The organism is Bradyrhizobium sp. WCU1 (genome assembly GCF_053474805.1).
Genome location: NZ_CM130280.1, coordinates 2,618,152 through 2,642,467 on the forward strand (window position 1 = coordinate 2,618,152; position 24,316 = coordinate 2,642,467).

20 protein-coding genes are annotated in these 24,316 nt (G+C 65.6%); 9 read left to right on the plus strand and 11 right to left on the minus strand.

Annotation, left to right across the window (positions count from 1 at the left end):
* Positions 1-91: 91 nt before the first annotated feature.
* From metF to maiA, 3 genes are all read left to right on the plus strand, one after another.
* Entirely contained in the window at positions 92-1,006 is a 915-nt protein-coding gene (gene metF / locus ACTUWL_RS12145; RefSeq protein WP_021076869.1) for a methylenetetrahydrofolate reductase [NAD(P)H], read from the plus strand.
* A gap of 3 nt (positions 1,007-1,009) precedes the next feature.
* The gene (metH, locus tag ACTUWL_RS12150; RefSeq protein WP_021076870.1) at positions 1,010-4,864 is read left to right on the plus strand and encodes a methionine synthase; all 3,855 of its coding nucleotides are present in this window, start codon (positions 1,010-1,012) and stop codon (positions 4,862-4,864) included.
* 165 nt (positions 4,865-5,029) lie between these two features.
* The gene (maiA, locus tag ACTUWL_RS12155; RefSeq protein ID WP_021076871.1) at positions 5,030-5,689 is read left to right on the plus strand and encodes a maleylacetoacetate isomerase; all 660 of its coding nucleotides are present in this window, start codon (positions 5,030-5,032) and stop codon (positions 5,687-5,689) included.
* Between the two features lie 16 nt (positions 5,690-5,705).
* On the opposite strand, the gene ACTUWL_RS12160 is transcribed toward maiA, so the two are convergent.
* The gene (locus tag ACTUWL_RS12160; RefSeq protein WP_021076872.1) at positions 5,706-6,773 is read right to left on the minus strand and encodes a Cj0069 family protein; all 1,068 of its coding nucleotides are present in this window, start codon (positions 6,771-6,773) and stop codon (positions 5,706-5,708) included.
* A 294-nt stretch (positions 6,774-7,067) separates the two neighbouring features.
* On the opposite strand from ACTUWL_RS12160, the gene ACTUWL_RS12165 reads away from it, so the two are divergent.
* Positions 7,068-7,784, plus strand: coding sequence for a dihydrofolate reductase family protein (locus ACTUWL_RS12165; protein WP_021076873.1), 717 nt, complete (start codon positions 7,068-7,070; stop codon positions 7,782-7,784).
* Positions 7,785-7,882: 98 nt separating this feature from the next.
* Here the strand turns inward: ACTUWL_RS12165 and ACTUWL_RS12170 are convergent, their stop codons facing one another.
* A complete protein-coding gene (locus tag ACTUWL_RS12170; RefSeq protein ID WP_035650055.1) occupies positions 7,883-8,701 on the minus strand; it encodes an outer membrane protein in 819 nt (272 codons plus the stop codon).
* A gap of 174 nt (positions 8,702-8,875) precedes the next feature.
* Positions 8,876-9,625 (minus strand): TetR/AcrR family transcriptional regulator, encoded by a 750-nt coding sequence (locus tag ACTUWL_RS12175; RefSeq protein WP_021076875.1) that lies wholly within the window; start codon positions 9,623-9,625, stop codon positions 8,876-8,878.
* A gap of 205 nt (positions 9,626-9,830) precedes the next feature.
* Between ACTUWL_RS12175 and ACTUWL_RS12180 the strand changes: the two genes are divergently transcribed.
* Both ACTUWL_RS12180 and ACTUWL_RS12185 read left to right on the plus strand, forming a co-directional pair.
* Positions 9,831-11,099: an HlyD family secretion protein gene (locus tag ACTUWL_RS12180; RefSeq protein ID WP_021076876.1), complete on the plus strand. Its 1,269-nt coding sequence runs from the start codon at positions 9,831-9,833 to the stop codon at positions 11,097-11,099.
* A 15-nt stretch (positions 11,100-11,114) separates the two neighbouring features.
* The gene (locus ACTUWL_RS12185; protein ID WP_021076877.1) at positions 11,115-12,704 is read left to right on the plus strand and encodes a DHA2 family efflux MFS transporter permease subunit; all 1,590 of its coding nucleotides are present in this window, start codon (positions 11,115-11,117) and stop codon (positions 12,702-12,704) included.
* A gap of 24 nt (positions 12,705-12,728) precedes the next feature.
* Here the strand turns inward: ACTUWL_RS12185 and ACTUWL_RS12190 are convergent, their stop codons facing one another.
* A complete protein-coding gene (locus tag ACTUWL_RS12190; RefSeq protein ID WP_021076878.1) occupies positions 12,729-13,628 on the minus strand; it encodes a LysR family transcriptional regulator in 900 nt (299 codons plus the stop codon).
* 80 nt (positions 13,629-13,708) lie between these two features.
* On the opposite strand from ACTUWL_RS12190, the gene ACTUWL_RS12195 reads away from it, so the two are divergent.
* Genes ACTUWL_RS12195 through ACTUWL_RS12205 form a run of 3 tightly spaced genes read left to right on the plus strand, consistent with a single transcriptional unit; the run spans position 13,709 to position 18,614 of the window.
* Positions 13,709-14,305 carry a hypothetical protein gene (locus ACTUWL_RS12195; RefSeq protein WP_021076879.1) on the plus strand — a complete coding sequence of 199 codons (597 nt, stop codon included), beginning with the start codon at positions 13,709-13,711 and terminating at the stop codon, positions 14,303-14,305.
* Positions 14,302-15,498, plus strand: a complete 1,197-nt coding sequence (locus ACTUWL_RS12200) for an efflux RND transporter periplasmic adaptor subunit (RefSeq protein ID WP_021076880.1) — start codon at positions 14,302-14,304, stop codon at positions 15,496-15,498. Before ACTUWL_RS12195 ends, ACTUWL_RS12200 begins: the two co-directional genes overlap by 4 nt.
* Positions 15,495-18,614 carry an efflux RND transporter permease subunit gene (locus ACTUWL_RS12205; RefSeq protein ID WP_021076881.1) on the plus strand — a complete coding sequence of 1,040 codons (3,120 nt, stop codon included), beginning with the start codon at positions 15,495-15,497 and terminating at the stop codon, positions 18,612-18,614. The genes ACTUWL_RS12200 and ACTUWL_RS12205 overlap by 4 nt, the downstream gene beginning before the upstream one ends.
* Positions 18,615-18,623: 9 nt before the next feature.
* Here ACTUWL_RS12205 and ACTUWL_RS12210 read toward each other — a convergent pair whose 3' ends face one another.
* The 7 genes from ACTUWL_RS12210 to ctaD form a co-directional block, all read right to left on the minus strand.
* Positions 18,624-19,385 (minus strand): SURF1 family protein, encoded by a 762-nt coding sequence (locus ACTUWL_RS12210; protein ID WP_021076882.1) that lies wholly within the window; start codon positions 19,383-19,385, stop codon positions 18,624-18,626.
* Complete coding sequence (locus ACTUWL_RS12215) at positions 19,382-19,768, minus strand: DUF983 domain-containing protein (RefSeq protein WP_035650058.1); 387 nt, start codon at positions 19,766-19,768, stop codon at positions 19,382-19,384. The genes ACTUWL_RS12210 and ACTUWL_RS12215 overlap by 4 nt, the downstream gene beginning before the upstream one ends.
* 64 nt (positions 19,769-19,832) lie before the next feature.
* Positions 19,833-20,729 carry a cytochrome c oxidase subunit 3 gene (locus tag ACTUWL_RS12220; RefSeq protein WP_021076884.1) on the minus strand — a complete coding sequence of 299 codons (897 nt, stop codon included), beginning with the start codon at positions 20,727-20,729 and terminating at the stop codon, positions 19,833-19,835.
* 106 nt (positions 20,730-20,835) lie between these two features.
* Positions 20,836-21,474: a cytochrome c oxidase assembly protein gene (locus tag ACTUWL_RS12225; RefSeq protein ID WP_021076885.1), complete on the minus strand. Its 639-nt coding sequence runs from the start codon at positions 21,472-21,474 to the stop codon at positions 20,836-20,838.
* Between the two features lie 5 nt (positions 21,475-21,479).
* Positions 21,480-21,644, minus strand: a complete 165-nt coding sequence (locus ACTUWL_RS12230; protein WP_035650061.1) for a hypothetical protein — start codon at positions 21,642-21,644, stop codon at positions 21,480-21,482.
* Positions 21,645-21,682: 38 nt separating this feature from the next.
* A complete protein-coding gene (locus tag ACTUWL_RS12235) occupies positions 21,683-22,621 on the minus strand; it encodes a heme o synthase (RefSeq protein ID WP_035650064.1) in 939 nt (312 codons plus the stop codon).
* A gap of 64 nt (positions 22,622-22,685) precedes the next feature.
* Complete coding sequence (gene ctaD, locus ACTUWL_RS12240) at positions 22,686-24,302, minus strand: cytochrome c oxidase subunit I (RefSeq protein ID WP_021076888.1); 1,617 nt, start codon at positions 24,300-24,302, stop codon at positions 22,686-22,688.
* Between the last annotated feature and the right edge of the window lie 14 nt (positions 24,303-24,316).

Genomic DNA, 24,316 nt, shown 5'->3' on the forward strand with positions numbered 1-24,316 from the left:
ATGGGCTGTCTCAGCCCACCCGTTTCGATTATCTTGGGGCTCCATATCCAGGCCGGATGTCTGCCCTCCAGTTGCGGAGCCCTTGCGTATCATGACCCAGACCATTTCCTCCGTGCCGAATGGCCAGCGCGCGCCGAAGGCGCCGAAAATCTCCTTCGAGTTCTTCCCACCGAAGACCGAGGAGATGGAGCGCAATCTCTGGGAGACCATCAACCGGCTGGCGCCGCTGACGCCGAACTTCGTCTCGGTCACCTACGGCGCCGGCGGTTCGACCCGCGAGCGCACCCATTCGACCATCAGCCGCATCCTGCGCGAGACCGATCTGCTGCCGGCCGCGCATCTGACCTGCGTCAGCGCCTCGCGCGGCGAGATCGACGAGATCGTCGATCGCTATCATGAGGTCGGCGTCCGCCACATCGTGGCGCTGCGCGGCGATCCGCCCGGCGGCATCGGCACGCCCTACTTCACCCATCCCGACGGCTACCAGAGCTCGGCCGAGCTCGTCGCCGGCATCAAGCGGCGCCACGCCGACATCGAGATCTCGGTGTCCGCCTATCCCGAGAAGCATCCGGAAGCGAAGGATTTCGATGCCGACATCGACACGCTGAAGGCCAAGGTCGACGCCGGCGCGACCCGCGCGATCACCCAAGTGTTCTTCGACAACGACCTCTACCATCGCTACGTCGACAGGGTGCGTGCGCGCGGCATCGAGATCCCGGTGGTGCCGGGCATCATGCCGATGCACAATTTCAAGCAGGCCCGCAATTTCGTCACCCGGGCCGGCACCAGCGTGCCGGATTGGCTCGCCGAGAAGTTCGAGGGCCTCGACAACGACGCCGAGACCCGCAAGCTGGTGGCGGCCACCGTCGCCGCCGGCCAGGTGCAGAAGCTGTTCAAGCACGGCGTCGACACCTTCCACTTCTACACCATGAACCGCGCGGACCTCGTGTTCGCGATCAGCCATCTGCTCGGCATCAGGCCGAACGGTGCCCAGAAAGCTGCCTGAATCATGTCCGTACCGGTTTCCCCCAAGCGTAGCGCTTTGCTCGCGGCTGCCCGCGAGCGCATCCTGGTGCTCGACGGCGCCATGGGCACGATGATCCAGGGCCTGCAGTTCGACGAAGCCGCCTTCCGTGGCGAACGCTTTGCGGATTTCCACCGTGACATCAAGGGCAACAACGATCTCCTGATCCTGACCCAGCCCGACGCGATCACGGACATCCACGCCGCTTACTTGCGCGCCGGCGCCGACATCGTCGCGACCAACACCTTCTCCTCGACCTCGATCGCGCAGGCCGACTACGACATGTCGGACCTCGCCTATGAGATGAACCTGCAAGGCGCCCGCCTCGCGCGCGCCGCCGCCGAGCGGGTGTCGGCCGAAGACGGCAAGGAGCGCTTCGTCGCCGGCGCGCTCGGCCCGACCAACCGCACCGCCTCGATCTCGCCCGACGTCTCCAATCCCGGCTATCGCGCTGTCACCTTCGACGATCTGCGCACGGCCTACGGCGAACAGGCCAAGGGCCTGCTCGACGGCGGCGCCGACCTGCTGCTGGTCGAGACCATCTTCGACACGCTGAACGCCAAGGCGGCGCTGTATGCGATCGCCGAGATCATCGAGGAGCGCGGCATCGACGTGCCCGTGATGATTTCCGGCACCATCACCGACAAGTCCGGCCGCCTGCTCTCCGGACAATTGCCGGAGGCGTTCTGGCATTCGGTGCGGCACGCGCGGCCGATCACGATCGGCTTCAACTGCGCGCTCGGCGCCGAGGATCTGCGCGCGCACATCGCCGATATCGGCCGCGTCGCCGACACGCTGGTGTGTGCCTATCCGAACGCCGGCCTGCCCAACGAATTCGGCCAGTATGACGAGACGCCAGACTACATGGCGCGGCTGATCGGCGAATTCGCCGCCGCCGGCCTCGTCAACATCGTCGGCGGCTGCTGCGGCACCACGCCCGACCATATCGCGGCGATCGCCAGGGCCGTCGCCCCGCACAAGCCGCGTGTGGTGCCCGAGATCGCGCCGCGCCTCAGATTGTCCGGCCTCGAGCCGTTCACGCTGACCGATGCGATCCCGTTCGTGAACGTCGGCGAGCGCACCAACGTCACCGGCTCGGCGCGCTTCCGCAAGCTGATCACCGCCGGCGACTACACCGCGGCGCTTCAGGTCGCGCGCGACCAGGTCGAGAACGGCGCCCAGGTCATCGACGTCAACATGGACGAGGGCCTGCTCGATTCCGAGAATGCGATGGTGACGTTCCTCAACCTCGTCGCCGCCGAGCCCGACATCGCGCGGGTGCCCGTGATGGTCGACTCCTCGAAATTCCACGTCATCGAAGCCGGCCTGAAATGCATCCAGGGCAAGCCGATCGTCAACTCGATCTCGATGAAGGAAGGCGAGGAGAAGTTCCTGCACGAGGCGACGGTGGCCAAGCGTCACGGCGCCGCCGTGGTAGTAATGGCGTTCGACGAGACCGGCCAGGCCGACACGTTCGCGCGCAAGACCGAGATCTGCAAGCGCGCCTATGACATCCTGGTCAACCGGCTCGACTTCCCGCCCGAGGACATCATCTTCGATCCGAACATCTTCGCGATCGCGACCGGCCTCGAGGAGCACAACAATTACGGCGTCGACTTCATCGAGGCGACGCGCTGGATCCGGCAGAATCTGCCCGGCGCCCACATCTCCGGCGGCGTCTCCAATTTGTCGTTCTCGTTCCGTGGCAACGAGCCGGTACGCGAGGCGATGCACTCGGTGTTCCTGTATCACGCCATCCATGCCGGCATGGACATGGGCATCGTCAATGCCGGCCAGATGATCGTCTATGACGACATCGATCCCGAACTGCGCCAGACCTGCGAGGACGTCATCCTCAACCGCGATCCCGGCGCGTCGGAACGGCTGCTGGCGCTAGCCGAGAAATTCCGCGGCAAGGAGAAGCAGACCAAGGAGCAGGATCTCGCCTGGCGCGAATGGCCGGTCGAGAAGCGGCTCAGCCACGCGCTGGTGCACGGCATCACCGAGTTCATCGAGGCTGACACCGAAGCCGCCCGCCAGAACGCGTCGCGCCCGCTCGACGTCATCGAAGGCCCGCTGATGGCCGGCATGAACGTGGTCGGCGACCTGTTCGGCGACGGCAAGATGTTCCTGCCGCAGGTCGTGAAGTCGGCACGCGTGATGAAGCAGGCGGTCGCCTATCTGATGCCGTTCATGGAGGAGGAGAAGGCACGCAACCTCGCCAACGGCATCACCGGCGGCCGCAATGCCGCGGGCAAGATCGTGCTCGCGACCGTGAAGGGCGACGTCCACGACATCGGCAAGAACATCGTCGGCATCGTGCTCCAGTGCAACAATTTCGAGGTCATCGATCTCGGCGTGATGGTGCCCGCGAGCAAGATCATCGAGACCGCGAAGGCCGAGGGCGCCGACATCATCGGCCTGTCCGGCCTGATCACGCCCTCGCTCGACGAGATGAGCTTCCTTGCCGGCGAACTGGAACGCCAGGGCATGAACGTGCCGCTTTTGATCGGCGGCGCGACCACGAGCCGCGTGCATACCGCCGTCAAGATCGACCCGAACTATCCGGGCGGCCCGGTCGTGCATGTCAATGACGCGAGCCGCGCCGTCGGCGTCGCCTCCTCGCTGCTGTCGGCCGAGAAGAAGCAGGCCTATGCCGCCGAGGTGCGCGCCGAATATGCGAAAATCTCGACCGCGCATTTCCGCGCCCAAGCCGACAAGAAGCGGCTGAAGCTGCCGGACGCCCGCGCCAACAAGGTTGCGATCGACTTTGCGGCAGTGCCGCCGAAGAAGCCGGCGTTCTTCGGGCTGAAGAGTTTTGACGCCTACGATCTCGCCGAGCTTGCCGACTACATCGACTGGACGCCGTTCTTCCAGACCTGGGAGCTGACCGGCCGCTTCCCGGCGATCCTCGACGACCCCAAGGTCGGCGAGGTCGCGCGCTCGCTCTATGCCGACGCGCGCAAGATGCTCGACAAGATCATCGCGGAGAAGTGGTTCACCGCTCGCGCCACCATCGGCTTCTGGCCGGCGAACGCCGTCGGCGACGACGTCGAGGTCTATGCCGACGAGACGCGGAAGCAAAAGATCGCGACCTTCCATACTCTGCGCCAGCAGCTCGAGAAGCGCGAGGGCCGCTTCAACGCCGCGCTGTCAGACTTCGTCGCGCCGAAGGACACCGGCGTGCCTGACTATATCGGCGGCTTCGTCGTCACGGCGGGGATCGGCGAGGACGCGGTCGCGGACCGCTTCAAGAACGCCAATGACGACTACTCCTCGATCCTGTGCAAGGCACTGGCCGATCGCCTGGCCGAGGCCTTTGCCGAGCGCATGCACCAGCGCGTGCGCAAGGAATTCTGGGCCTACGCGCCCGGCGAGACGTTCTCCGCCGACGAACTGATCCTCGAGAAGTATGACGGCATCCGTCCGGCACCCGGCTATCCGGCGCAACCCGACCACACCGAGAAGCGGACGCTGTTCGCGCTGCTCGATGCCGAGAACACCGCCGGCGTGAAGCTGACCGAGAGCTTTGCGATGTGGCCGGGATCGTCGGTCTCGGGGCTGTATTTCTCGCATCCCGAGAGCTTCTATTTCGGCGTCGGCAAGATCGAGCGCGACCAGGTCGAGGACTATGCGGCGCGCAAGGCCATGACGGTCGCCGAGGTCGAACGCTGGCTCGCGCCGGTCTTGAACTACATCCCCTCGCAGGACGGCGCCAAAGGCCAGGCGATCGCGCCGGCCGCGACGCCCGCCAACGACGAGGAACTGGCCTCGCATCCGCAGGGCTGCACCTGCGCCGTGCACCTTGCCTGGCGCAAGAAGAAGGTGGGCGCGGGCTAGCTCTTCCTTCCCTTCTCCCCTTGTGGGAGAGGGTGTCGCGGACGCAGTCCGAGACGGATGAGGGTCTCTATCCGCGGACACAGACCCCTCACCCGTCCGCGATGCTGTCGCATCGCCCCCACCCTTTCCCACAAGGGGAGAGGGGAAGAATGAGGAGTGCACTCCATGCAGTTCTTCTCCTTCTGGCGATCGCTGGCGAGCTTCCGGGTGCGGATCGCGCTCAACCTCAAGGGCGTGCCGGCCGAAATCGTATTCGTCGATCTCGATGCGGACGCGCATCGCGCTGACGCCTATCGCAAGATCAATCCGCAAATGGCGCTGCCGGCGCTGGTGATCGACGACGGCACCGTGCTGTTCCAGTCGCTCGCGATCATCGACTATCTCGACGAGACCTATCCCGACCCGCCGCTGCTGCCGGCCGATGCGCTCGGCCGCGCCCGGGTGCGTGGACTGGCGCTGATGGTCGCCTGCGAGGGCCATCCGCTGATCACGCCACGGGTGCGCCGCTATCTCGACCGCGAGCTCGACCTGCGCGACAGCCAGCAGAACGCCTGGCGGCGGCACTGGACGGTCGAGACGCTGGCGGCGCTCGAAGGTCATCTCGCCGGCCGCAAGGCGACCGGCCTGTTCTGTCACGGCGACGCGCCGACCATCGCCGACATCTGCCTGGTCGGCCACGTCACGGCGGCGATCAACCAGCAGATCAGCCTGTCGCCCTGGCCGACCGTGAAGCGGATCCACGAGACAGCGATGGCGCTGCCGGCGTTCGCCAAGGCGCATCCCTCCGCGCAGCCCGATACGCCGGAGGCAATGCGGGCGAAGTGAGCGTGCGGCGCCTGCTCTATCCACCGCTCTCCGCGCTCCGGGCAATGCGATCCCGGACCGTCCGCGCGATCGCCGCCGGCGCCTCGTCGGGGATCGCAAAGCATGAACTGGCGTTGATCTCACACAGCACGTAGGTGTCGGCGCCATCCGCATCGCGCGGGCCGTAGAGGAAGTCCGCATCCCAGATCACCGGCAACGACGCGTCGTCGATCGCCAGCGTCTTCATCAGCTGCGGAATCCATTCGTCCTCCATCGAACGGCGCAGCGCCTGGAATTGCGGCGCATCCGGGCCGTGCATGATGCGCGGGCCGGGCTGGGCTTGCGGGGAATCCGGGCCTTCCGGGGGCGGCGGGATCAAGGCCTTGATCAGCTGATGCCCGAACCCTGCGACCTTCGCGCCGCTGACATAGCAACGGATCATGCCCTCGGGCAGCCGCGGCTGGAATGGCTGATCGATGATGCAGCCGCCCCAGCCGAAATACGGCTCGCAGCGCGCCATGAAATCTTCCAGCGGCATCTCCTCGGGCTGGCTGCCGCGCAGCGCGTGCAGCACACGCACCGTCGCATCGGGCAGGGCCTCCACCTTCCAGACGCCCTGCCCGCCATTTCCGCGATTCTGTTTGAGGACACGCGGGCCGGCTGCGCGAAGCCGCGGCGGGAATTCGGCGCTGAAAGAATCGGCGGTGGCGTAGCGATGCGTGTCGGCGCCCCAGCCCAGATGCCGCGTGCGGTGGAGCACCTCCTTGACGCCCATCTTGAGGATGACATCGGGATGGGCGCTGACCCACGGACGCTTCGCCGCGACCTCGCGCAGCAGCAGATCGAGCGCCGCGCGCGTCTTGCCCTGATGGATCGGATCGACCCAGACCAGAACGCCGTCCATGGTCAGCAGCTGGTCGCGGACGAGATCGGCGAATGTCTCGTCATAGACGACGGGATTGGCCTCGATGCCGGAAGCAGCGAGCGCTTCGAAGACGCGAACGAAACGACTGTTCTCTGGCGTCGCCTCGCGGCGCGACGCGGCATCTCCACGCCACAGGATGGCGACCTTGGAACGACGAATTGATTGCGGTTGGATGTCCATAGCAAGCTCCACGACGGATTGTCGCGCAGAGCTTGGACCAAAGGTCTCACGGGGAGTCTGCCTTTCCCCGTCAGAGAGACTCTAGACGACGGCGCGCAGGTTTCAAGCTGGAAGTGAACTGAAGCGGATCACGGCGTGATCCCGTGCAGGCCGAACCCAGGTGAGAGCAAGCGCGCCGCCGAAGTTGAAACACCGCTGCGTTACCGGCGTTGAGAACATGCCTGCGGCTTTCTAAATCAGGGCGTGCCCACCCGCCCCCGCGGCGCCGTCATTCGCCACCGAAGAGTTCAGCCGATGCGACCTCACATCATCTGCCACATGGGCACGTCGATCGACGGCCGGCTTCACCCCAGCCGCTTCACCAAGGCAGCTAGCGGCATTCCCGCCGAAGTGCTGCGCTCCCACTATGAACGAATCCATGACGGCTTCGATGCCGACGGGTGGATCATCGGCCGCGTCACCATGAACGAGATGGCCAAGGGCACGGCGCGGCACATCGCCAATCCACCGAGGCTGCCGCGCGAGCCGCATCTTGCCAACCGCGACGGCCGCAAGCTTGCGATCGGCATCGATCCGTCGGGCCGCGTGCATTTCGGCAAGGACAATGTCGGCGGCGATCATGCCGTTGCGGTGCTCGGCGAACAGGTCTCCGACAGCCATCTCGCCGAGCTGCGCGAGGACGGCGCGTCCTACATCTTTGCCGGCCCCAAGGGCGACGATCTGCCGGGCGCGATGGCGCAGCTGGCCTCGCTGTTCGGCGCCGGGAGGCTGTTGCTCGAGGGCGGCGGCGGGATCAACGGCGCATTTCTCAAGCACGGGCTGATCGACGAATTCAGCACCTTGATCTTTCCGGCGGTCGACGGCGTTGCGGGATCGCAAAGCATCGTCGACTATCGCGGCCCCGAAGGCGATCGTCCCGGCGCCGGACAATCGCTGCGGCTGACGCATTGCGAGACGCTGGAAGGCGGCATGGTCTGGCTGCGCCACGCCGTGGAGCGGGCGCCGGGCTGAAGTTGCCTCGGAGAGCGGCGCAAAGCGCGGGCGAACCACGTCCGGCAGGCGCGGCTGGATGCCGGGCATGACGGGACGGTGATTTGTTCAAGCCGGTGTCAGAACTTGTAACTCAGCGCAGCGCGAGCCACGCTGAATCTGTTCTCGCGGCTGGCGTTGTAGCGGATCTGGCTCTGCAACGGATCGGTGCCCTGGAACGTCGCCGTGGTGCCGCTCGAGCCGAGATCGACGTAGAGATATTCGCCGCGCAGCGTCCAGTTGTTGGTGAAGGCATATTCGGCGCCGCCGCCGGCGGTCCAACCGACGCGGACGTCGGAGTTGTTGCCAAGCCAAAGCCGCGACAGGCCCGTGGAGAACGCCGACGAATTGGCGATATTGGTCTTCACCTCGCCGTAGGCGAGGCCGCCTGTCGCATAGATCAGCAGGCGCTCAGTGGGCACAAAGCCGATGCGCCCCCGCACGGTGCCGAACCAATCGACCTTGCTGGTGTATTGAGGATTGAAGCTTCCCGTCACGCCACCCGGGAGAGCGACGATGGCGCTGCCGTTCCGGGTAGACTTCAGGTCGACATAGTTGAAATCGGCTTCGACGCCGAGGACGACCCTGTCGATCTGGGAATTGTACCCGACCAATCCACCCGCGGTCACACCCGCCTGGTTGCTGCTCGAAAGGGGAACGCGGATGATGTTGGCCGGCGGGACGATCGAAGCGACATTGCTCCTCGTCGTGATATTCCCGCCATCATACCAGCCACCGCCCACATTCACGCCGGCATAGAAGCCGGACCAGTTGAACGCGGGAGCCACCAAGGGCGGAGCCTTGGTCCAGCTGCGCTCCGACAGGTCAGCCGCCGATACCGCGCTTGCAAACCCCACAAATGAAATCAGGCCAGCCCCGACAATTGCAAAACCACGCATTCCCATTCCCATTCCTTGCACTCGGCGAAACCGCCTTACTTAAGGTTGTGGCACGAACGGGAGGCTTGCGACAGCTTGTCTCATTCGAATTTGATTCTTTTGTGCGCCGTGTGGCGAAGTTGCAACGATCCTTGCTCGCAACCCAACGAGCGGATTTGTCTCGGATCGCGCGGATCAATTGGTCCCAGGCCGGTATCCGGATCTGCACGCCGCGACGAAGAACGCGACGCCGTGCGCGACATGCTCATCGATCTCGGGGCCGAGCGCTTTCAGGTCCACCTCGAACAGCGCCCGGAGCAGCATCGGCACCGCGATGATGTCGAGGAACAGGCGCGCCGTGGTCGGCAGGTGCTCCGGCGCGAAGGCCGGCAGCTTGCCGAGCTCGTCGGATTGCGTTAGCTCGTGCAGCAGGTGAATCCCGAGCTCGGTGCTGAGTGCACGCGCCCGGCGGTTAACGGTGGCGGCGAGGTCCGGGAAGCGGTGCGCCTCCGCAATGGCGAGCCGCATCAGGCCGATCCGGTCGGCGTCGAACCCCCAATGCAGCAAGGTCGAGGCGACGCTGGTGAGACGCTCCTCGATGGTCACGCCAACCGGCGGATCGGCCTTGAACTCGGCAATGCGCGACAGGATGTCCCGCGTCACCACCTCGGTGAACAGCGCCCGCTTGTCGCGGAAGCGCGCGTAGATCGTGCGCTTGCCGGAGCGCGCGACTTCGGCGATCTCGTCGATGCTCGCGCCTTCGAACCCGCGCTGCAGGAACACCCCGCGCGCAGCATCGAGGATGCGCGCATCGACCTCGCCGGCCAATTCCTTCGGCGGTCGGCCGGCGCGTACCTCGACCGGGCCCGCCGCCGGTCTTGTTGCCAGTTTGGTTGCCAGTCTGGTTTTGGGCCCCCGCGGCATCTTCAGAGTGCTGGTGGTCATCGCCTTGACCCGGGTTCCATGAGCCGGCCAAGCCGGCAATGTCGGGCAATATAAGCCTATCACATCTAGTTGTAAATAGAACGGTACGGTTCCGTTCCTATTGACGCACTCTGCAATCGAGACTATTTGCCGCACAGAACGGAACGGTATCGTTCCCTTTTGCGAAGGCCGTGCCGACCTCGCTCACCAGCCAAGAGCAGCCATCATGTTCGAAGACACAGTTCTGGAGCGCGACCAGCCGGGGCACGAGGCCACCGAGGGCGCGCCCTCGGCTCCGGCCTCTCACGAGCCCATCATCACGTCGGAGCGGCCGGAGGTCACCGCAAAGGCGCCCGCCGAGGGGCGTCCCGCGGCCAAGGACCCCGCCCCACCGGCAACGGTTCCGCCGGAGGCCACCGGCCCGGTGCTGCGGCGCGGCCTGCTGCGCCGCCGTCCGGTGGTCTCCGCGATCGGTGCCGTGCTGCTCGCCGCCACGCTCGGCGGCGGCTATCTCTACATGGACTACACCGGGCATTTCGAATCCACCGACGACGCCTTCATCGCGGCGCGGCAGTCGGCGCTGGCCCCGAAAGTGTCCGGCTACATCACCGCGGTTCCGGTCACCGACAACCAGCATGTCGCAGCCGGCGACGTGATCGCCCGTCTCGATGACCGCGACTATCGCGTCGCCCTGGCGCAGGCTGAGGCGCAGGTCGCCGCCGCGCAGGCCAGCATCGAGAATGTCGATGCGCAGCTCGACGTGCAGCAGGCGCAGATCGCGGCCAGTCAGGCCCAGGTCGACCAGGCGCAGGCGGCGCTGACCTTCGCCCAGCAGCAGGCGACGCGCTACCAGCATCTCGAGCAGACCGGCTACGGCACGGTGCAGAATTCCGAGCAGTACACCTCGCAACTGCATCAGCAGCAGTCCGCTGTCCTGAGCGCGCAGGCGCAGCTGAACCTGGCGCAGCGCCAGGTGGAATCGTTGATGGCGCAGCGCAAGAGCGCGCTCGCCAATCTGGCGCAGGCCGACGCGCAGCGCGACCAGGCCAAGCTCAACCTGTCCTATACGATGGTCACCGCCGCGCAGCCCGGCCGCGTCGTCAACCTGTCGGCCGCGGTCGGCCAGTTCGCGCAGGCCGGCACCAACCTCACGATGTTCGTGCCCGACCAGACCTGGGTCACTGCGAACTTCAAGGAAATCCAGCTCGACAAGATGCGCCCCGGCGAGAAGGTGACGCTGAAGATCGACGCCTATCCCGGCCGCACCATCAACGGCCATGTCGAGAGCGTACAGCCCGGCTCCGGCACCGCGTTCTCGCTGCTACCGGCGCAGAACGCCACCGGCAACTACGTCAAGATCGTGCAGCGCGTGCCGGTCAAGATCGTGATGGACGACCCGCCGACCGACGTCGCGCTCGGCCCGGGCATGTCGGTGGTGCCCACCGTGCGCATCAATCCCGCTCCGTCGCTGGTCGAGCGGCTTGGCAAGCTCTGATCCCGGGAGGCTGTCATGAGTGCAGCAGCAATCGATCCCAAAAGCCTCCCTGTCCCGCGCGTCACCGTCAATCCGTGGCTGATCGCCATCGTGGTCGCGCTCGCGAGCTTCATGGAGGTGCTCGACACCACCATCGCCAACGTCGCGCTGCCCTATATCGCGGGCGGCATGGGCGTCAGTGAGGACGAAGCCTCCTGGGTGGTGACGAGCTATCTGGTCTCCAACGCCATCATCCTCACCGCCTCGAGCTTCCTCGCCAAGATGCTGGGGCGGAAGACCTTCTTCCTGATCTGCCTCGGCATCTTCACGGTGAGCTCGATCCTGTGCGGCTTCGCGCCGAACCTCAACGCGCTGCTGCTGTTCCGCATCCTGCAGGGCCTCGGCGGCGGCGGCATGGTGCCGGTGGCGCAGTCGATCCTTGCCGACGCGTTTCCGCCGGCCAAGCGCGGCCAGGCGTTTGCGGTGTTCGGCATCGCCGTCGTGGTGGCGCCGGTGGTCGGCCCGACGCTGGGCGGCTGGCTCTCCGACAATCTGTCCTGGCACTGGTGCTTCCTGATCAACGCGCCGGTCGGCGCCTTCGCGATCGCGCTGATCGCCGCGGTACTGCAGGAGCCCGCCAGGCCCAAGGACCAGAAGCAGGACAATTCGTTCGATTTCATCGGCTTCGCGCTGGTCGCGACCTTCCTCGGCGCGCTCGAGGTGACGCTGGACCGTGGCCTGGAGGACGACTGGTTCGGATCGTCCTTCATCATCGCGTCGGCGGCGATCTGCGCCATCGCCTTCGTGCTGATGATCCCGTGGGAGATGACCCGCCGCAATCCGATGATCGATCTGCGGATGGTCGCGACCCGGCAGTTCGGCGCGAGCTTCCTCGTGATGCTCGCGACCGGCGCGATCCTGCTCGCGACCACCCAGTTCCTGCCGCAACTGGTGCAGCAGGATTTCGGCTACACCGCGACCTGGGCCGGCCTCGTGCTGTCGCCCGGCGGCGTGGTGACCATGGTGATGATGTTCGCGGTCGGCCGTCTCGCCGCCAGGGTGCAGCCGAAATATTTGATCATCGCCGGCGCGCTGGTGATCGCGGCGTCGATGTACAGCATGACCAATGTCTATGGCGACCTCGGCTTCTGGTACATGGCGCGCTCGCGCATGCTGATCGGCGTCGGCCTGCCCTTGATCTTCATTCCGATCATGGCGGCATCCTATGACGGCATTCCGGCCGGCAAGACCGACCAGGCCTCGGCGCTGATCAATGCCGCGCGCAACACCGGCGGCTCGATCGGCGTCTCGCTGGTCTCCAACGTGCTGACGCATCGCGAGCAGTTCCACCAGAGCCGGCTGGTCGAGCAGGTGACGCCGTCAAGTCCGCAATATCAGGACACCATGCATCGAATGACCGACTTCTTCATTGCCCAGGGCAGTTCGCTGCTGCAGGCGCAGCAGCAGGCGGTGCAGTGGATCGGTCAGCAGGTGCAGACCCAGGCCTCGTTCCTTTCCTACATGGACGCATTCTGGGTCCTGATGCTGATCGCGCTCTCGGCGATCCCACTGGCGCTGACCTTGCGCAACATCAAACTCGGCGGCCCCGCCCCCGCGGGTCATTGATCAGGCGCATCGTCTCGACCCGGATCAAATGCCGCCGGTGGCGGCGACGATCGTGTCCCTGAGCCAGCGGTGCGCCGGCAGATCGTCGAAGCGGCGGTGCCAGCACATGACACTGTGCAGCTTCGACGCGTCGAACGGCAACTCCCGCATCTCGATCGGATAGGCGCGGCGGAATTCGAGCGCGAGCTTGCGCCCGAGGATCGCAACCATGTTGGATTGCACCAGAACCGCGCCGGCCGACAGATAGGGCACATCTGATGCAATGATGCGGCCCGCCTTGCGTGCCCGCAGCCAGGCGTCGATGAAATCCAGATTCTCGCCGCTGGAGGTGATCGCAAGATGCGGCAGCTCGATCAGCGCCTCGCCGGTCAGCTTCTTGCGCAGGGCCGGATGACCGGCCCGCAGCACAGCGACGAAGCGATCCTCGATCAACCGACGGGAGGCGAAGCGCTCGCCCTCCAGCGCGCCGGCGGAGATCGCAAGATCGAGCTCGCCGCGATCGAGCCGGTCGGCGAGATTCAAGGTCCCGCTCGGCACCAGCGTCAGCCGCACCCGGGGCGCCTGCGCGCGCACCGCCGCGATGATCGCGCCGGCGGCAACCACCGCAGCATAATTATTGACGGCAATGGCGAAGCGCCGATCCGCCTGCGCCGGATCGAAACGATCGCCTTCGACCGCCAGTTGCAGGTCGCTCAGCGCCTTGCGGACCGGCAGCGCCAGTGCTTCGGCCCGCGGCGTCGGCAGCATGCCGGACGGCGTGCGGACGAACAGCTGGTCCTTCAGCGCATGACGCAGCCGGTTCAGCGCGTGGCTCACGGCGGGCTGGCTGATGGCAAGTGCGCCGGCTGCACGCACCACGCTGCGCTCGCGCATGACGGCGTCGAACACCAGCAGAAGATTGAGATCGAGATTGCGCAGCCGCATGCATTCATCATGCACAATGTGAATAGGCAAATAAAGACAATTCATTTGAATAATATCGGACCAAGGCCCAGCTTCCGGGCATGCCCGAGAGCCCGCACAGCGCCATCGCAACCCGGCCCCATCGCGCCACCGCGCGCGTGCTGGTCGGCGTCCTGGTCGCCCCCGATGCTGCTGATATCGCCGTACCGGAAACCTTCGCGCGCTGGCGACGGCTCACCCCGCTTGCGACATGGCTGCCGATTGCGCTGCGCGAAACCAGCTATGCCGGCATCCTGAGCGGCGTTGCGGCCGCGCTCGACCGCGTCGGGATGGCGCCGCGGCAGCTGATCCTGCTCGGCGAAGGGCCCATCGCGCGGCGCATGCTCGAACTGACGCTGCGCGGCGAGCTGCCCTGCGGCGGCATCGTCGCGATCGACGTTGCCTCCGACGCACTGTCGTTTCCCGTGGTGCCGACGGTGACCGCGATCCGGCTCGTGATTCATCACAATGACGAAGAGCCGCAAGGCAGTCTGATCGGCGCGTTGCGCGCCGCCGATCTCGACGCCCGCATCATCAATCTCGACCTCGCCGCCGGCCGCGCGACGGAAGCTGCCGCGGCGAGCGCAACCGAAACCTTTGTCCTGGAGCTGGTCGCGACGATCGGCCGCCGGACCACCGATGGAGCTGGTGAACCATGACAATGAAGACCATCACGATCGCGGGCGTGTGCCTGGCGGCCGCCGCAATCAGCGTCGGCTTGTATGCCGTGGATCGGCCGGATCGCGCGGCCGACAGGGCTCCGGCCGCGGCCCAGTCGAAGACGACCACATCAGTCGTTCCGGTGACGGCGGCAAAGGTCCTGCAGCATGATGTGCCGATCGTGCTCGAAGGATTGGGCACGGTGACGCCGATCAACACGGCCACCATCCGCACCCAGGTGCAGGGCACGCTCGACAGCGTCGATTTTGTCGAAGGCAAGCAGGTGAAGCGCGGCGATGTACTCGCCAGGATCGACCCGCGGGTCTACGAGGCCCAGGTCGACCAGGCCGAGGCCGCGCTGGCACGCGACCAGGCGAGTCTGAAGAACGCCAGGACCAATCTGGCGCGTACCCAGCCGCTCGCCACTCGCGGCTTTGCGACCCAGCAACTGCTCGATACCCAGGATTCGCAGGTCGCGCAGGGCGAAGGCACCGTCGCGCTCGACAAGGCCGCGCTTGAGGCCGCACAGACCCAGCTGAGCTACGCCACGATCACGGCGCCGTTCAACGGCGTCACCGGCATCCGCCGCATCGATCCCGGCAACGTCGTGCACCCGACCGATACCAACGGGCTTGTGGTCCTCACCCAGCTGCAGCCGATCGCGGTGATCTTCACGCTGCCATCCGGCGACATCCCCGGTGTCCAGCAGGCGCTGGCATCCGGCGACGCATCGGTCGACGTCTATGATGCCCAGAACAAGCACAAGCTCGACCACGGCAGCCTGATGCTGATCAACAACCAGGTCGACAGCTCGACCGGCACCGTGCAGCTGAAGGCATCCTTCCCCAATGCCGGCAACACGCTGTGGCCAGGCACCTTCGTCAACGTTCATCTGACGATCGCCGTTCGGCACAACGCGCTCACCGTGCCGCTGACGGCGGTTCGCCAGGGGCCGGACGGCGCCTTCGCCTATACGGTCGGCCCGAACAACGTCGTCGGCATCCGCAATGTCACGACCGGCCAATCGCGCGACGGGCAGGTCCTGATCGAGCAGGGCCTCGCGGCCAACGAGACCGTGGTCACCGCGGGGCAGTACCGGCTCAATCCCGGGACCACGGTCGAGATCGTGCCCGACGACAAGAAAGACCAGGTCCAGGACGCAACCACCGCAAGCGCAGGGATGCTGCCATGAACGTCTCCGCAGGTTTCATCCGCAAGCCCGTCGCCACCGCGTTCCTGGCCGTCGCCATCGTGCTGGTCGGCATCATCGCCTTCGTGCGCCTGCCGGTCTCGGCGTTGCCGACGGTAGATACCCCGACCATCCAGGTCACCGCGCAATTCCCCGGCGCCGACCCGCAGACCATGGCCTCGTCGGTCGCAACCCCGCTGGAACGGCAGTTCGGTCAGATCGCCGGCTTGACCGGCATGAGCTCGAGCAGCGGGCTCGGCAACACCCAGATCACGCTGCAATTCGCGCTGAACCGCAGCGTCGATGCGGCGGCGCAGGACGTGCAGACCGCGATCGATGCGGCATCGGGGCAATTGCCCAAGACGATGCCGTCGCCGCCGACCTTCCACAAGGTCAATCCGGCCGACGTGCCGGTGCTGCTGATCGCGCTCACGTCGGACACCGAGCCGCTGACCAAGGTCGACGACTATGCCGACAGCATCCTGGCGCAGAAATTGTCGCAGGTGCCGGGTGTCTCGCTCGTCACCATCGGCGGCATGCAGAAGCCGTCGATCCGGGTGCAGGTCAATCCGGCCAAGCTCGCTGCCGCAGGGCTCGATCTCGAGCAATTACGCGCCACGCTCGGCAACATCACCGTGAACCAGCCCAAGGGGGTGCTCTACGGCAGTCAGCAGGCCTATACGCTCGCCACCAACGACCAGGTGCTGGTCGCGAACAAGTATGACGATCTGATCATCGCCTATCGCAACGGCGCGCCGGTGCGCCTGCGCGACGTCGGGCAGGCCATCGTGGCGGCCGAGGACGTCACGCTGCACGGCTGGTACAACGACAAGCCCGCCGTCATTCTCGCGATCCAGCGCCAGCCCGGCGCCAACGTGATCAGCACGGTGGACGGCATCAAGAAGCTGCTGCCACAGCTGGTGTCGAGCCTGCCGTCCGACATCAAGGTCACGATCGCCTCGGACCGAACGCAGACCATCCGCGCCAGCGTCGCCGACGTTCAGCTCACCCTGGTGCTGACCATCGCGCTGGTGGTCGGGGTGATCTTCCTGTTCCTGCGCAATCTGTGGGCGACCATCATCCCCGCGGTCTCGGTCCCGATCTCACTGATCGGCACCTTCGGCGTGATGTATCTGCTCAACTACAGCCTCGACAATCTGTCGCTGATGGGCCTGTCGATCGCGGTCGGCTTCGTCGTCGACGATGCCATCGTGATGATCGAGAATATCTCCCGGCATATCGAGGAAGGCCTCTCTCCGATGCAGGCTGCGCTGAAAGGCGCGGGCGAGATCGGCTTCACCATCATCTCGATCTCGGTCTCGCTGATCGCGGTTTTCATTCCGCTGCTGCTGATGGGCGGGGTGATCGGCCGCATGTTCCAGGAGTTCGCCGTCACGGTATGCGTTGCCATCGTGGTGTCGGTGATCGTCTCAGTGACGCTGACGCCGATGATGTGCGCCTATTTGCTATCGCCGCACCAGGGCGCCGAGGCCGGGATCATCTCGCGCACGCTGGAACGCGGCTTCGTCGCGATCCAGACGGGCTATGAAGCCGTGCTTGCCGCAGCGCTGCGCTACAAGGCCGCGACGCTGTCGATCATGCTGGCGAGCGTCGCGGTGACCGGCTTGCTGTTCGTGGGCATCCCGAAGGGCTTCTTTCCGCAGCAGGACACCGGCATGATCACCGGCATCACGGAGGCCTCGGCCGACATCTCTCCGGCGCAAATGGCGACACTGCAACGCAGCGTCATCGATGTCATTTCGAGGAATCCCTCGGTTGCCAATGCGACCGGTTATATCGGGCCGGGCGGCCCGACCGTGACCGAGAACAACGGCCGCCTGTTCGTGCTGCTGAAGCCGCGGGCCGAACGCAACGCATCCGCCGATCAGGTGATCCGCCAGCTCGACACCGCGTTGCAGAAGATCAAGGGCATGTCGGTGTTCATGCAGGCAACGCAGGACATCAATCTCGCGAGCCGCCTGTCCAAGACGCAGTACCAGTTCACCCTCACCGACGTGAACCAGGATGAGCTCAATCTGTGGGCCGGCAAGCTGTATCAGAAGCTGAAGACGCTGCCCGAATTGGCCGACGTCGCGACCGACCAGGCCAACGCCGCGCGTCAGCTCAAGCTGCAGATCGACCGCGACGCGGCCTCCCGCCTCGGCATCGATCCGGCTGCCGTGGACAACACGCTCTATGATTCATTCGGCCAGCGGCATGTCGCCCAGCTGTTCACGACGCTCAACACCTATTACGTGATCCTGGAGGTCGATCCGTCGTTCCAGCTCGGCCCCTATGCACTCAACCGCATCTATATCCGTTCGTCCGCGGGGACCATGGTGCCGCTCAGCCAGATCGCGAGCATCGACTACGGCACCGCGCCGCTTTCCGTGAACCATCAGAGCCAGTTCCCGTCGGTGACGCTGAGCTTCAACCTGGCGCCGGGCACGGCGGTGGGGACCGCGGTCGCGGCGGTGCAGAAGGCGACCGCCGAGCTGCACGTGCCGTCGACCGTCGTCACCAGCTTCCAGGGCAATGCGCAGGCGTTCCAGGCGGCGCTCGCGTCGACGCCGATCCTGATCCTCGCCGCCTTGGTCGCCGTCTATCTGATCCTCGGCATGCTTTATGAGAGCACGATCCACCCGATCACGATCCTCTCGACCTTGCCGTCCGCCGGGCTCGGCGCGCTGGTCGCACTGTGGGCGTTCGGCCTCGGGCTCGACGTGATCGGGCTGATCGGCATCATCCTCTTGATCGGCATCGTACAGAAGAACGGCATCATGCTGATCGATTTCGCGCTACAGGCCGAGCGCCACCAGCATGTCTCCGCCGAACAGTCGATCTACATGGCCTGCCGGGCGCGGTTCCGCCCGATCCTGATGACGACAATGTGCGCGATGCTCGGCGGCGTTCCGCTGATGATCGGCACCGGCACCGGATCGGAGCTGCGTCAGCCGCTCGGCTTTGCCATCGTCGGCGGCTTGATCGTCTCGCAATTGATGACGCTGTTCACGACGCCGGTCGTGTACATCTACCTCGACAGGATCAGCCGGTCGTTGGCCAACCTGCGCGCAGTTGCGCGGAAGGACGCGCCGCACGAAGCCGAGGCGGCCTCGTGACCTGCTCGCTCAGCCCGCGCGGCGCCGCTGGCCGCGCCACCACAGGCCGAAGGCGATCGTGACCGCGGCCGCCAGCGAGAACCAGGTGATGGCGTACTGCATGTGGTCGTCCTTGAGATGCACCTTCAAAGGCCCGGGCTTCGGCGTGCCGCTATCGGGCACCGGCGCTTCGAGGTCGATATAGAACGGCGCGACCTCGCCCCAGCCGAGCGCCTGCGCCATGGCGCGATGGTCGCGCACGAACCACAGCCGCTTCGATGCATCTTCCTTCGGCGTCAGCCGGCCCGGCGGCTCGGGATAACGGATATAGCCTGTGAGTTCGACCGGCGCGCCGGTGACGAGGCGACCTGTGACGCGATCCTCGAAAGCGCGGTCCTGCATCGTGTTCTGGACGAACCCGGTGTTGATCACGACGGTCTCGCCACTGGCAAGCTTGGCCGGCAGGAACGCCCAGGTGCCGGGCCCCGAAATGTCGTCGCGCACCGCGGAGCCGGAGCTGAACACCATCGCGTCGGGCAGCTTTGCGTAAGTCGCGGTCAAAGTGACGCGGCGGAATTCATCCTTCGCCGAGGTCAGCGTGGGCCATGCCGATGGCGGCGGCAGCGCCTCGGTCGGCGCGGCCAGCCGCGCGTCGAGCGCTGCGATCAGCGCATGCTTCTCGACCCGGCGCTGCAACTGCCAGACGCCGAGCGCGATGAACACCGCGATCAGGATCAGCGTGAAAAGGCCGAAGCCGGCCGCGCTCGGTCGGCGCGTAGAGACGTCATTCATTTCGGGTCGCGCTCGATCAGTTGGCCTTCGGCGGCCTTGTGGTGGAATTGCAGCGCGATCAGCAGCGCCTTCATCGAACGCAGCGGCAGGATCGTGGTCACCACGATCAACGGCAGCCATAGCGCGGCATGCACCCAGAATGGCGGCTGGTACTTGACCTCGACGATCAGCGCCGCCGCGACCACGATGGCGCCGGCCAGCATGATGATGAAGACCGCCGGCCCGTCGCCGGCATCGATGAAGGCGTAGTCGAGGCCACAGGCCTGACAGCGCGGCGCCAGCGTCAGAAAGCCGGAATAGAGCTTGCCCTTGCCGCAGCGTGGGCAGCGGCAGGCGATGCCGCGGATCGCGCTTTCGGTCACAGTGGGCGGGATATCGGTCATCGGCTCTCTATCAAAAGCAAAGGGGGCGGCCATCAGGCCGCCCCCTCTTAGCACGTCGGCGAAGTCAGTGGGCGCCGTGCGCCATCGACTCGGCGCCGTGGCCCCAGACATAGATGCAGATGAACAGGAACAGCCAGACCACGTCGACGAAGTGCCAGTACCAGGCGGCGAACTCGAAGCCGAGATGCTGCTTCGGCGTGAAGTGGCCGGCATAGGCGCGGATCAGGCAGACCAGCAGGAAGATGGTGCCGACCAGCACGTGGAAGCCGTGGAACCCGGTCGCCATGAAGAAGGTCGCGCCATAGACGTTGCCGCCGAACGAGAACGTCGCATGGGCGTACTCATAGGCCTGCACGCAGGTGAAACAGGCGCCGAGGATCACGGTGAGGATCAGGCCCTGCTTGAGGCCCTGGCGGTCGTTCTCCAGCAGCGCATGGTGCGCCCAGGTGACCGTGGTGCCCGAGGTCAGCAGCAGCAGCGTGTTGAGCAGCGGCAGATGCCAGGGATCGAAGGTCTCGATGCCGTGGGGCGGCCAGGTGCCGGGGACGGAGCATGCGCCCATCGCCGTGCCGGCGCCGCAGCCGAACACCGCATCGCGCGTGGCGTGCACCGCATCGGCCGGGAACAGCGCCGAGTTGAAAAAGGCCCAGAACCAGGCGACGAAGAACATCACCTCGGAGGCGATGAACAGGATCATGCCGTAGCGATGGCTGATCTGCACCACGCGGGTGTGGTCGCCCTTGTACTGGGCTTCCTTGATCACATCGCCCCACCAGCTTGCCATGGTGTAGAGCACGCCGATGGTGCCGACGCCGAACACGATCGGCGCGGCGGAGAACATGTGGTGCATCCAGCCGATCGCACCGAGCGCCATGATGAAGGCCGAGACCGAGCCGACCACCGGCCACGGGCTCGGGTCGACGAGATGATAGTCGTGATGCTTGACTTGCGCCTCAGCCATTGCCGTCTCTCCATTCGCGTGCCGCAAGGCACGTCTTAATCTTAAATTCCAATCTCTTCAGCATGATCTTCTCGGAAAACCGGACCCCACTTTTCCGGATCATGCTCTAGCCGCCCTTGCGCTGCTCCGCCTCGCCGGCCGCCACGGGCTTCGGCGTAGCGTCGCGCACGGGAAAGAAGGTGTAGGACAAAGTGATCGTCTTCAGCGTGTCGTTCTCGCTGTCCTTGGCCAGCGCCGGATCGACATAGAACACCACGGCCATCTCGCGCTTCTCGCCCGGCGCCATGGTCTGTTCAGTGAAGCAGAAGCAGTTGATCTTCTGGAAATAGGCGCCGACCGTCAGCGGCGCGACGTTGTAGGCTGCCTGGCCGGTCGTGGTGCGCGCCGACTGGTTGGTCACGGTGTAGTAGACCGTGACGACCTGGCCGATCTTGACGTCGATCGTGGTCTGCTCGGCCTCGAACTTCCAGGGCAGGCCCGGCGCGACGTTGGAATCGAAGCTGACCGCAATGGTGCGCTCGAGCGGTGCATCAGAAGGCGCCGACGTCGCGACCTGGGTGGTGCCGTTGAAGCCGGTGGTGCGGCAGAACCAGTTGTAGAACGGCACGGCCGCGTAGGACGCGCCGACCATCAGCACCACGACGAAGCCGCAGATCGACGCCACCAGGGCGTCGCGGGTCAGCATGCGGCGCGTGACCTTGGCACCCTCGCCTTGCGGAGCCTGCTGCACACCCTGGTTCGCCATCTCGCTCACAGCGGTCGCACCAGCACGGCCGGCCCCTTCACCAGGGTGACGGCGAAGAACAGCACCACCATGACGCCGAGCGCGAGCGCAATCGCGATCGAACGCTGGCGGCGGCTCTTGAGTTGCGCCTCGGTGAGGACGATGCCGTCTGGTTCGTTCTTGTCGTCCATTGCTGTCCCGTGTGCCCCCATCTCGCCCCCCGGCGTCCCTATCCGATGAAGGCAGGCAGGATCGCGCGGACCACGACCTCGGCAAGGAGGACGGCGAACAGCGCGAACAGATAAAGGATCGAGAACGCGAACAGCCGCCGCGTGGCGCGGTTGGCAACCGTGCCCTCGCGGCGACGGTAAACCTCGATGGCGAGCCACAGCATGCCGGCGCCCAGCACCAGCGAGGTGACGCCGTAGATCGCGTCGAAATAGCCGAGCGGCCATGGCGCCAGCGCGATCGCGACCAGCACGACGGTGTAGAGCAGGATCTGCAGGCGGGTGGCGTCGGGACCGGCGACCACCGGCAGCATCGGGATGCCGGCGCGCGCATAGTCGTCGCTGCGGAACAGCGCCAGCGCCCAGAAGTGCGGCGGGGTCCAGAAGAAGATGATCATGAACAGCAGGATCGGCTCGACCGAGAGCGAGCCGGTCGCGGCGGCCCAAGCCACCACCGGCGGCAGCGCGCCGGCGGCGCCGCCGATCACGATGTTCTGCGCGGTCCAGCGCTTCAGCAGCATCGTGTAGATCACGGCATAGAAGAAGATGGTGAAGGCGAGCAGCGCGCCCGCCACCCAGTTGACCAGGATGCCGAGCGTCATCACCGAGAAGAAGGCGAGCGTCAGGCCGAAGGCGGCCGCCTCGGCCTGGGTGATCCGGCCGCGCGGAATCGGCCGGTTGGCGGTGCGCGTCATCAAGGCGTCGACGTCGCTCTCATAGGCCATGTTGAGAGCGCCGGAGGCACCGGCACCGACCGCGATGCAGAGGATTGAGGTGAACGCCAGCACCGGATGCACATGAACCGGCGCGATCATCAGCCCGACCAGCGCGGTGAAGATCACCAGCGACATCACGCGCGGCTTCAGCAGCGCGATGTAGTCGCCCACTTCAGCCTCCGAGATCCGGGGCAATTCAATGGCGTTGTGATCGACAACCGACAAGATCAGGTCTCACTTCTCTGCAAAAGGCGCGGCGCACCCGCAGGTGCGCCGCGTTGTCGTGGACTTACTGCACGCGCGGCAGCACTTCGAACTGGTGGAACGGCGGCGGCGAGGTCAGCGTCCACTCAAGCGTAGTGGCACCCGCACCCCACGGATTGTTCGCGGCCTGCTCCTTGCGGACGAAGGCATCGATCACGCCGTAGATGAAGATCAGGACGCCGACGCCGGAGATGTACGAGCCCCAGGAGGAGATCAGGTTCCAGCCGGCGAACGCATCCGGATAGTCGACATAGCGGCGCGGCATGCCCGACAGGCCGAGGAAGTGCTGCGGGAAGAACACCAGGTTGACGCCGACGAAGGTGAACCAGAAGTGCGCCTTGGCGATCTTCTCCGAGTACATGTAGCCGAACATCTTCGGGAACCAGTAGTACCAGCCGGCGAAGATGCCGAACACGGCGCCGAGCGACAGCACGTAGTGGAAGTGCGCCACCACGTAGTAGGTGTCCTGCAGCACGCGGTCGACGCCGGCATTGGCCAGCACGACGCCGGTGACGCCGCCGACGGTGAACAGGAAGATGAAGCCGATCGCCCAGATCATCGGCGCCTTGAACTCGATCGAGCCGCCCCACATCGTGGCGATCCAGGAGAAGATCTTCACGCCGGTCGGCACCGCGATCACCATCGTGGCGGCGACGAAATAGGCCTGCGTCGCCGACGACATGCCCACGGTGTACATGTGGTGCGCCCACACCACGAAGCCGATGCCGCCGATCGCGACCATGGCGTAGGCCATGCCGAGATAGCCGAACACGGGCTTGCGCGAGAAGGTGGAGACGATCTGGCTGATCATGCCGAAGGCGGGCAGGATCAGGATGTACACTTCGGGGTGGCCGAAGAACCAGAACAGATGCTGGAACAGCACCGGGTCGCCGCCGCCGTCGGCCGCAAAGAAGGTGGTGCCGAAATTGCGGTCGGTCAGCAGCATGGTGATCGCGCCGGCAAGCACCGGCAGCGACAACAGCAGCAGGAACACCGTCACCAGGATCGACCACACGAACAGCGGCATCTTGTGCAGGGTCATGCCCGGCGCGCGCATGTTGAAGATCGTGGTGATGAAGTTGATGGCGCCGAGGATCGACGAGGCACCGGCGAGATGCAGCGACAGGATCGCGAAATCGACCGCCGGACCCGGATGACCCGAGGTCGACAGCGGCGCGTACATGGTCCAGCCGGCGCCGACGCCGTTGGCGCCCGGCTCACCCTCGACGAAGGTCGACAGCAGCAGCAGCGCGAACGAGGCCGGCAGCAGCCAGAACGAGATGTTGTTCATGCGCGGGAACGCCATGTCGGGCGCGCCGATCATCAGCGGCACCATCCAGTTGCCGAACCCGCCGATCATCGCCGGCATGACCATGAAGAAGATCATGATCAGGCCGTGCGAGGTCACGAACACGTTATAGGTGTGCGTCTCGTGGAATATCTGGACGCCCGGGTACATCAACTCGGCACGGATCGCGATCGACATCGCAGCGCCGATGACGCCCGCGATCACCGCAAAGACCAGGTACATCGTACCGATGTCCTTGTGGTTCGTGGAGTAGAGATAGCGCCGCCATCCGGTCGGATGGTGGGCGTGATCATCATGGGCGTGATCGTCGTGTGTCGCTGCGCCTGTCGCCATGTTCAAAATCCTGC